Here is an 8,247-nt window from a genome sequence, read left to right as displayed (position 1 = left end):
GGGCGTGCACGACGGGGGACGTGCGGGGCCGCACCGGGCGCCCCTGCTCGTCGGTCGGCACGGCCCAGGTCACCGACCAGTGGGGCCGCAGCCGCTCCTCCACCGGGCGGTCGGCGAGCAGTTCCGGGTCCAGCGGCCCGTGCGCGGAGGCGGTGCGCCAGCGGGTGGTGCCCTCCCGTGAGTCCTCGACGACGGTGACGGCGCCCTCGGTCCGCCGGCGCAGGGTGCGGGGCGCGGCGTCGCCGGCCTCGATGACGACCTCGTCGAGACCGGGGAGGGTGAGGAGGAGCGCGTCGTCCACGGCGTCCAGCAGGCGCTCGGCGAGGTCGGCGGCGGCCGCGTCGCGCAGCGGCAGGATGACGGCGGTGTCGTACGGGTCGGGGGCGGTGCCCTCGGCGGCGAACGGCAGCCGGAGCAGCGGGACATGGCCCGCGCGGCGCCGGACCTCGTCGCCGAGTCCGGGGCTGTGCCGGGCGGTGTCGGCGGCCAGCTCGCGCGCCTCGGCGAGGGACCAGCGGACGCCGCCGTGCCGGCCGACGAGGGCGGGCTCGTCGGTGACCGAGAGGACGGCGGCGAAACCGACGCCGAAGCGGCCGACGGAGCCGTGCGTGGAGTCGGCGTCACGCTTGGCGGAGGCGCGCAGGGTGGACAGCGACTCGACGCCGGTCGCGTCCAGGGGGGCGCCGGTGTTGGCCGCGATCAGCACGCCGTCGCGGAGGGTGAGGCGCAGGCGGCCCGGTACCCGGGCGCGGGCGGCGGCGTCGGCGGCGTTCTGCGCCAGCTCGATCACCAGGCGGTCCCGGTAGCCGCCCAGGACGAGGTCCTCCTCGGCGTTGGCGTCCTCGCGGAAGCGGGCGGGGCTGGTGGCCCAGGCGTCGATGACACCGCGACGCAGCCGGGCCGTCCCGAAGGGATCGGCACCCTCGGCCGCCGGCCGCACGTACTTGCTGCTCACGTTCACACTCCTCGTCGACGTGAGGAAGAAGGTACAGCGCGTCGCCGACATCCCGATTTCCCGCCCGCCCGACTGCCCAGCCGACCCGGCGGCACAGCGGCCGGACACGACACGAGGGACCGTCAGGCCAGCACCCGGCGGTACACCTGACGGGAACCGCCCTCCGGCCCGGGGTCCGTCGGTTCGGCCGGGGTGAAGTCCAGTCGCTCGTAGAAGGCGCGGGCGCCGCTCGAAGCCGCGCCGGGGTGGTCCGGGCCGAAGGTGACGACCTCGATGGTGGCCGGGGGGCGGACGAAGCGAGCGGTCGCGTCGGCCAGCAGCGCGCGGCCCACGCCCCCGCCCCGGGCCCGTTCCGTGACGACCAGCCAGTGCACCTTGTGCACCGGGGGGTTGCCGCCGAAGAGGAGGGCGCCCAGGAGATCCCCGGACGCGGCCTGCGCCACCAGCGCCGTGCCGCTGCCGATGCTCCGCTGCACGGCCTCGGTGAAACCGGGGTCGTCCACCATCGGGCCGAACCAGTGCTCCACCTCGGCCGCCAGGGCGAGGAACCCGGGGAGATCCGCGTCCCGCGCGAGGCGGACCGGGGTCACGAGTGGCCCAGTTCCGCCGTCTCCGCGTCCGTCGTCTCCGGGACCGAGCCGGAGTCGCGGGCGGGGTGCAGCGGGAAGGGCTCCACCCGGGTCTCGTCGATGACCGGCGCGGCCGGCTGCGGGGGCTTGGGCATGACCGCCGCCTCGGAGTGACCGCCGCAGCCGTAGGCGAGGGAGACCACCCGGCCGTCCGCCGGGGCGAACTCATTGGCGCACACACCGAACGCCTGGCCCAGCGAGCCACCGATGGGCGCGAGGAAGCCGCAGGTCAGACAGGTGGCCGGGGCCGCCTGGGCCATCGGCGTCTTCGGACCGAAGGCCTCCTCCCAGCGGTCGGCCGCGCTGTGCAGGCCGTAACGGGACAGCACACGCGCCCTGCGCAGGCCCAGTTCCTCGGCCACCGAGGCGATGGAGCCGCGCATGGGCACCGTCGGCTGGACGGCCGGCGTGCCCGGACTCACGTCCGCGTCCTCGGCCTCCGCCAGCTCCGCCATCTCCTCGGACACCGCGGAGTCGGCCGGCGGCTGGTCCTCGCCGGTGTAGCCCGGTTCGAGACGCAGGTCGTCCTGGTCGGTGGGGAGCAGATCGCCGGGCCCGAGGTCACCCGGGCGCAGCCGCTCGCTCCACGGCACCCACTCCGGCGCGAGCAGCGCGTCGGGGCCGGGGAGCAGCACCACCTCGTCCAGGGTGACGACCTTGGCGCGGGAGGCGCGGGCCACGGTCACGGCCCAGCGCCAGCCCCGGTAGCCCAGTTCCTTGCACTCGAAGAAGTGCGTGACAACGCGGTCGCCCTCGGAGACGAGGCCGGAGTGCTCGCCGACCACACCGGGCGCGGCTGCCTCCTCCGCGGCGGCACGGGCGAGGTCGACCGCCTCGGCGCACAGGCGGTCGGGGGTGCGGCTTCGCGTTGTCGCTGCGCTCACAGGTATCGCTTCTCTCCTACGCCGTCTCGTCAAGGCGGCTGCCTTAGGCGGGTTGGCCGACGGAGCGGACCTCAGGACCGCATCGACGTCTGCATCATCCGCGCGCTCGGGCGCACCTCTGCCATCCATTCTGCGTTATGGCTGAGATACGCACGCTACACCGAACAGGATTCATTGCCGCTCGACGGCATTCTCCCCCACTTCACCCGCTCCTCCCGCCCCCTCGGCGGGCGCGGTTCGCCGCCATACGTGCCGTATCCGCACTATCCGGCGGCATCTCGGGGCACTATGAACCTCGTGGCGACCGCGGACAGGCGTGGGGTTCGGGGTGGCGGCGCGCGCCGGGTGGGCGGTGCCGCCCGGTCCGTCGGGCGTGCCCTGCACCTCCCCGTCACCGGTGCCGCGCGCGGCATCCGCCGGGCCACCCACGCGCACGGCGCGGGCGAGTCGGGCCTCGGCAAGCTGATCGAGCTGCACGCGGTGAACGGCGCCGGGGACGTCATGATCACCGTGGCGCTCGCCTCCACCGTCTTCTTCTCCGTGCCGACCGACGAGGCGCGCGGCCGGGTCGCGCTGTATCTGGCGATCACCATGGCGCCGTTCACCGTCCTCGCCCCGGTCATCGGCCCGCTGCTCGACCGGCTCCCGCACGGGCGCCGGGCCGCGATGGCGGCGGCCATGCTGGCGCGGGCGCTGCTCGCCCTGCTGATCTCGGGCGCGGTGGCGACCGGGAGCCTGGAGCTGTATCCCGCGGCGCTGGGCGTGCTGGTGGCGTCCAAGGCGTACGGCGTGGTGCGCAGCGCCGTCGTACCGCGGCTGCTGCCGCCGCTGTTCTCGCTGGTGAAGGCCAACTCCCGGGTGACCCTGGCCGGGCTGCTGGCCACCGGGGTGGCCGCGCCGATCGCGGCGGGGCTGCACCGGATCGGCGATCCCTGGCCGCTCTACGGCGCCTTCGTGATCTTCGTGGGTGGCACGGCGCTGTCCTTCTCGCTGCCGCCCAAGGTGGACTCGGCCCGCGGTGAGGCGGTGGCGCTGCTCGCCGCCGAGGAGACACGGCTGCCGAGGACGAAGGTGAAGCGGCCCGGGCTGCGCACGGTCGGGCCCGCCGTGACCCACGCCCTCGGCGCCAACGCGGCCCTGCGCTGCCTGTCCGGCTTCCTGATCTTCTTCCTCGCCTTCCTGCTGCGCGAACACCCGCTCAGCGGGCAGAGCGCGGTGGTCTCGCTGGGCCTGGTGGGCGTCGCGGCCGGCACCGGCAACGCGCTGGGTACGGCGGTGGGGGCGTGGCTGAGATCACGGGCGCCGGAGATCATCATCGTGACCGTCGTCGCGGCGGCGCTGGGCATGGCGCTCGTGGCCGCGGTGTTCTTCGGGGCCGTCCTGGTGACCTGTCTGGCGGCGGTCGCCGGGTTCGCGCAGGCGCTGGCCAAGCTGGCGCTGGACGCGCTGATCCAGCGGGACGTGCCGGAGCTGGTGCGCAGCTCGGCCTTCGCCCGCTCCGAGACGCTGCTCCAGATGGCGTGGGTGTTCGGCGGCGCGGTCGGCATCGTGATGCCCCTCAACGGCACGGTGGGGCTGCTGGCGGGCGCCGCGCTCGTGGCGGTGGGCTGGCTGAGCACCCTGCGCGGTCTGATCGCCTCCGCGCGGTACGGCGGCCGGCCCCGCGCCCGGGTGGCGTGACCGGGCGCCCTGGCGTGAAGGGGCGAAGTCGTACGTGAAGGGGCGGAGCCGTAAAGGGGCGATGACGTAAAGGGGCAGGTGGCGTGACGAAACCGGACACGCTTCGGTTGTCGCGGACACGACTGGCGTAACGAACCGGGCACGCCGCACCCCGCGTGGGCGGACGGCTCCGGGCGACCGATAATCTTTCGACCATGACCACGCTGCCCCGCGGCGAAGCCGCTGAAGTACACCGCGCCGCGCGGCGCCGCCGCGCCGTCGCCGCCGCCGGCGCCGTTGCCGCCGGACTGCTCGTCCTGTCCGCCTGCGACAAGCCGACGCCCACCGCGACGATCACCGTCGGCAAGGACTCGGTGCACTCCGAGGCGGTCTGCTACAACGACGGCAAGGCGCTCGACGCCAAGGCCCTGACCGAGTGCGCCAAGAAGACCGGCGACGCGAAGGCGATCTCGGTCGGCGAGGACTCGACGGTCCGGATCGGCGTCGACCCGAAGATCGCGGACGCCGGCTGGGCGGTGCTGGTCAACGGCCGTCCCTTCACCAGCCTGAGCAAGGAGACGTACCGCACCCTGCCGGGCAACGCGTTCTTCAACGAGCAGTACGGCACCGGCGGCAACTCCAACACGCTGGTGATCCAGATGGGCTCCGACCCGACCAAGGGCGTGTGGTCCTTCAAGCTGAAGAAGGCCTGATCACGACGTCCGCACGTGTTCTCGTGGCCACCGCGGTCCCCGTCGAACGGGACGCGGTGGCACGGGCGTTCCCCGAGCCCGGGGAAGAGGTACGGCTGCCGGGCGCGGTGCTGTTCCGTACGACCGCGGGTGCCGGCCCCTCCGGTACGACCGCGGGTGCCGCTCCCCGTCGTACCACCGCCGTGATCGATCTGCTCGCCGCCGGAGTCGGACCCGCGCGGGCCGCGGCCGCCACCGGTGCCGCGCTCACCGCGGCCGCGCTCGCCGGGACCCCCTACGACCTGGTCGTCTCGGCCGGGATCGGCGGCGGGTTCGCGCCCGGGGCGCCGCTCGGCTCGCTCGTCGTCGCCGACGCGATCACCGTCGCCGACCTGGGCGCCGAGACCGCCGACGGCTTTCTCCCGGTCACCGAACTGGGGTTCGGGACCGTCACCCATCGCCCGCCGGAATCACTCGTACGGGCCGTGGCCGAGGCCACCGGCGCCCGCACCGGCACGGTCCTGACCGTGTCCACCGTGACCGGCACCGCCGCCCGCGCCGCCGCGCTGCGCACCCGGCACCCCCGCGCGCTCGCCGAGGGCATGGAGGGCTTCGGGGTCGCCGAGGCCGCCGACGCGCAGGGCGTCCCGGTGCTGGAGGTCCGCGCGATCTCCAACCCGGTCGGCCCGCGCGACCGCGCCGCCTGGCGCATCGGCGACGCCCTCGCCGCCCTCACCGCGGCCTTCGGGAAGTTCGCGCCCGCATTGGAGAGTTGGAGATCCGTATGACCAGTGAGCCCTTGCAGATCGCGTACTCGCCCTGCCCCAACGACACCTTCGTCTTCGACGCCCTCGCCCACGGCCGGGTCCCCGGCGCCCCCGCGCTGGACGTGACCTTCGCCGACATCGACCTCACCAACGGCATGGCCGAGCGCGGCGAGTTCGATGTGCTGAAGGTGTCGTACGCCGTCCTGCCGTACGTCCTCGACGAGTACGCGCTGCTGCCCTGCGGCGGTGCGCTGGGCCGGGGCTGCGGGCCGCTGGTGCTCACGCGGGAGGCCGGTGTCGATCTGACGGGCCGTACGGTCGCGGTGCCCAGCGAGAAGTCGACGGCGTATCTGCTGTTCCGGCTGTGGGCCGCCGACACGGTGCCCGGCGGGGTCGGCGAGATCGTGGTGATGCCGTTCCACGAGATCATGCCGGCCGTGCGGGACGGCAAGGTGGACGCGGGCCTGGTGATCCACGAGGCCCGTTTCACCTACCAGAACTACGGGCTGCACAAGCTCGCCGACATGGGCGAGCACTGGGAGCGGACGACCGGGCTGCCGATCCCGCTGGGCGCGATCCTGGCCAAGCGGTCGCTGGGCGCCGAGACGCTGAAGCAGCTCGCGGAGTCCGTGCGCGCCTCCGTGCGGGCCGCGTGGGACGCGCCCGAGGTCTCCAGGCCGTATGTCATGGCGCACGCCCAGGAGATGGACCCGGCGGTGGCCGACCAGCACATCGGGCTGTACGTCAACGAGTTCACCGCCGACCTCGGCGAGGACGGCTACGCGGCGATCCGGGGGCTGCTCACCCGGGCCGCGGCCGAGGGACTGGTGCCGCCCCTCGGCCCGGACGCGCTCGCTTTCCCCTGAGGAAGGCCGGACGTCGAGGAGGCTCAGACGTCCAGCTGGTCGGCGACCGCGCGGAGCAGCCCGGCGATCTTCTTGCCGGAGGTCTTCTCGGGGTAGCGGCCCTTCTCCAGCATCGGGGTGATGTTCTCCAGGAGGGTCGTCAGGTCCTGCACGATCGAGGCCAGCTCATCGGGCTTCTTGCGCTGGGCGGCGGCCACGGAGGGCGTCGGGTCGAGCACGACCACCGAGAGCGCCTGGTCGCCGCGCTGGCCGGCGACCACGCCGAACTCCACGCGCTGTCCCGGCTTGAGCACATCGACTCCGGCGGGGAGAACCGAGGAATGGACGAAGACGTCACCGCCGTCGTCACGGGAGAGAAAGCCGAAGCCCTTCTCGCTGTTGAACCACTTGACCTTGCCGGTAGGCACGTCTGTCCTCGTCCTCGTACTCGTCGGGAAAACTGCTCGGAAACGGCTCTTGATAGCACAGCAGCGGGTCGCCGTGACCCGCTGTCATCAAGGCTAATGGTCTTGGACCCGGTGACAAGACGTCCCCCGGTCGTTCTCTCGCGCAGGAACTACCCTGGTCCGGTGCGTGACAAAACCCAAGCGAATTCCGCCGGGCCCGGCGACGGACTGATCCGTGCCGGCGCCATCGTGTTCTTCGTCGGGGCCCTGGCCACTCTGGTCACGATGGTCCCGCTGTTCCTCGGAACCAAGCCGTTTCCGACCTACATGTACGGACTGTGCATGCTCATGGGCATCGGCTTCCTCGTCGCCGGCGCGGGAGTGCTGCGCTCGATCGCGGCCGGCCGGCGGCAGGCGAGGGGTGCCGCGGCGTCCCGGTAGCGACCGGGTCCGCGGCCGGTCCTGAGGGCCGTCGGACCCGGCTCCGTCAGGGGCGGTAATCGGCCAGCCAGGCCGGGAAGGCGGACAGGTCGTCCAGTACGACGTCCGCCCCTGCCGCGCGCAGTTCGTCCGCGGGGCAGGGTCCGGTCGCCACCGCGACCGACAGCGCGCCCGCCGTGCGCGCCCCGCGCACATCACCGGTGTGGTCGCCGACGTACACGCCCGCGCCGTACTCGCGCAGCGCCTGCGCCTTCTGCTCGGCCCACAGGTCGCCCACGACCACGTCGGGCTCGATGCCCAGATGGGACAGGTGCAGCTTCGCGTTCGGCTCGTACTTGGCGGTGACCACCATGGTCCGGCCGCCGGCCGCGCGCACCGCCGCCATGGCCTCGCGGGCGCCCGCCATGGCGGGGGTCGCGGCGATGGCTATGGACGGGTACATCTCCCGGTACAGCTCGGCGATCGCGGGGACCCGCTCGGCCGGGAACCAGTTCACCAACTCGTCCGCGAGCGGCGGGCCGAGCCGGGTGATCGCCAGGTCGGCGTCGATGTACGTACCCGTACGCTCCGCCAGCGCCACGTAGCACGCGCGGATGCCCGGCCGGGAGTCGATGAGGGTCATGTCGAGGTCGAAGCCGACGGTGAGGGAGGCCATGGGGGACATGGTGCCAGGCGGGTACGACAGCCCGCCGACCCCCATCCGGCCTTTGTGCCACGGGCGTCGGCCTCTGCGTTGCGGGGTACAGCCTCCGCGTCACGGGGGGGGGCGGCCTCCGCATCATGAGGGGCGGCCCTTTCGTCCCGGCGGTCAGCGTCCGCGTCACGCAGGGTCGGCCTTGGCTGCGCGGGGTCAGCCTTTGCCACGCTGCGGCGGGCGTCGGCCTCCGCGCCGCGGGGGGAGCGGCCCTTGCATCACGGGGGCCCTTGCGTCGCGGCGGTCGGCCTCCGCGTCACGCAGGGTCGGCCTT

At 73.7% G+C, this 8,247-nt stretch carries 10 protein-coding genes; 5 read left to right on the top strand and 5 right to left on the bottom strand.

Annotation, left to right across the window (positions count from 1 at the left end):
* The 3 genes from CCN72_RS25960 to CCN72_RS25950 form a co-directional block, all read right to left on the bottom strand.
* On the bottom strand, positions 1–1,006 hold a 1,006-nt coding region (locus CCN72_RS25960), incomplete at its 3' end, for a sacsin N-terminal ATP-binding-like domain-containing protein (protein ID WP_425276173.1).
* A gap of 71 nt (positions 1,007–1,077) precedes the next feature.
* Positions 1,078–1,545, bottom strand: coding sequence for a GNAT family N-acetyltransferase (locus CCN72_RS25955; protein WP_086810080.1), 468 nt, complete (start codon positions 1,543–1,545; stop codon positions 1,078–1,080).
* Entirely contained in the window at positions 1,542–2,468 is a 927-nt protein-coding gene (locus CCN72_RS25950) for a DUF3027 domain-containing protein (protein WP_086810078.1), read from the bottom strand. The genes CCN72_RS25955 and CCN72_RS25950 overlap by 4 nt, the downstream gene beginning before the upstream one ends.
* A gap of 288 nt (positions 2,469–2,756) precedes the next feature.
* Here CCN72_RS25950 and CCN72_RS25945 point away from each other — a divergent pair, with 288 nt between their 5' ends.
* The 4 genes from CCN72_RS25945 (at position 2,757) to CCN72_RS25930 (ending at position 6,452) form a co-directional block, all read left to right on the top strand.
* Positions 2,757–4,148 (top strand): MFS transporter, encoded by a 1,392-nt coding sequence (locus tag CCN72_RS25945; RefSeq protein WP_208638098.1) that lies wholly within the window; start codon positions 2,757–2,759, stop codon positions 4,146–4,148.
* A 194-nt stretch (positions 4,149–4,342) separates the two neighbouring features.
* Complete coding sequence (locus CCN72_RS25940; protein WP_086810074.1) at positions 4,343–4,840, top strand: DUF2771 domain-containing protein; 498 nt, start codon at positions 4,343–4,345, stop codon at positions 4,838–4,840.
* A gap of 23 nt (positions 4,841–4,863) precedes the next feature.
* Complete coding sequence (locus tag CCN72_RS25935) at positions 4,864–5,607, top strand: futalosine hydrolase (RefSeq protein WP_086810071.1); 744 nt, start codon at positions 4,864–4,866, stop codon at positions 5,605–5,607.
* Positions 5,604–6,452: a 1,4-dihydroxy-6-naphtoate synthase gene (locus tag CCN72_RS25930; RefSeq protein WP_086810069.1), complete on the top strand. Its 849-nt coding sequence runs from the start codon at positions 5,604–5,606 to the stop codon at positions 6,450–6,452. The genes CCN72_RS25935 and CCN72_RS25930 overlap by 4 nt, the downstream gene beginning before the upstream one ends.
* Positions 6,453–6,475: 23 nt before the next feature.
* Here the strand turns inward: CCN72_RS25930 and CCN72_RS41430 are convergent, their stop codons facing one another.
* Complete coding sequence (locus CCN72_RS41430; RefSeq protein ID WP_086810067.1) at positions 6,476–6,859, bottom strand: cold-shock protein; 384 nt, start codon at positions 6,857–6,859, stop codon at positions 6,476–6,478.
* A gap of 162 nt (positions 6,860–7,021) precedes the next feature.
* On the opposite strand from CCN72_RS41430, the gene CCN72_RS25920 reads away from it, so the two are divergent.
* The gene (locus CCN72_RS25920) at positions 7,022–7,279 is read left to right on the top strand and encodes a hypothetical protein (protein WP_086810065.1); all 258 of its coding nucleotides are present in this window, start codon (positions 7,022–7,024) and stop codon (positions 7,277–7,279) included.
* Positions 7,280–7,325: 46 nt separating this feature from the next.
* Here CCN72_RS25920 and CCN72_RS25915 read toward each other — a convergent pair whose 3' ends face one another.
* On the bottom strand, positions 7,326–7,943 hold the full coding sequence (locus CCN72_RS25915) for an HAD family hydrolase (RefSeq protein ID WP_086810062.1): 618 nt from the start codon (positions 7,941–7,943) through the stop codon (positions 7,326–7,328).
* Between the last annotated feature and the right edge of the window lie 304 nt (positions 7,944–8,247).

Source organism: Streptomyces murinus (genome assembly GCF_002154555.1).
GTDB lineage: Bacteria > Actinomycetota > Actinomycetes > Streptomycetales > Streptomycetaceae > Streptomyces > Streptomyces murinus.
This window is presented reverse-complemented; position numbering and strand designations above follow the sequence as displayed.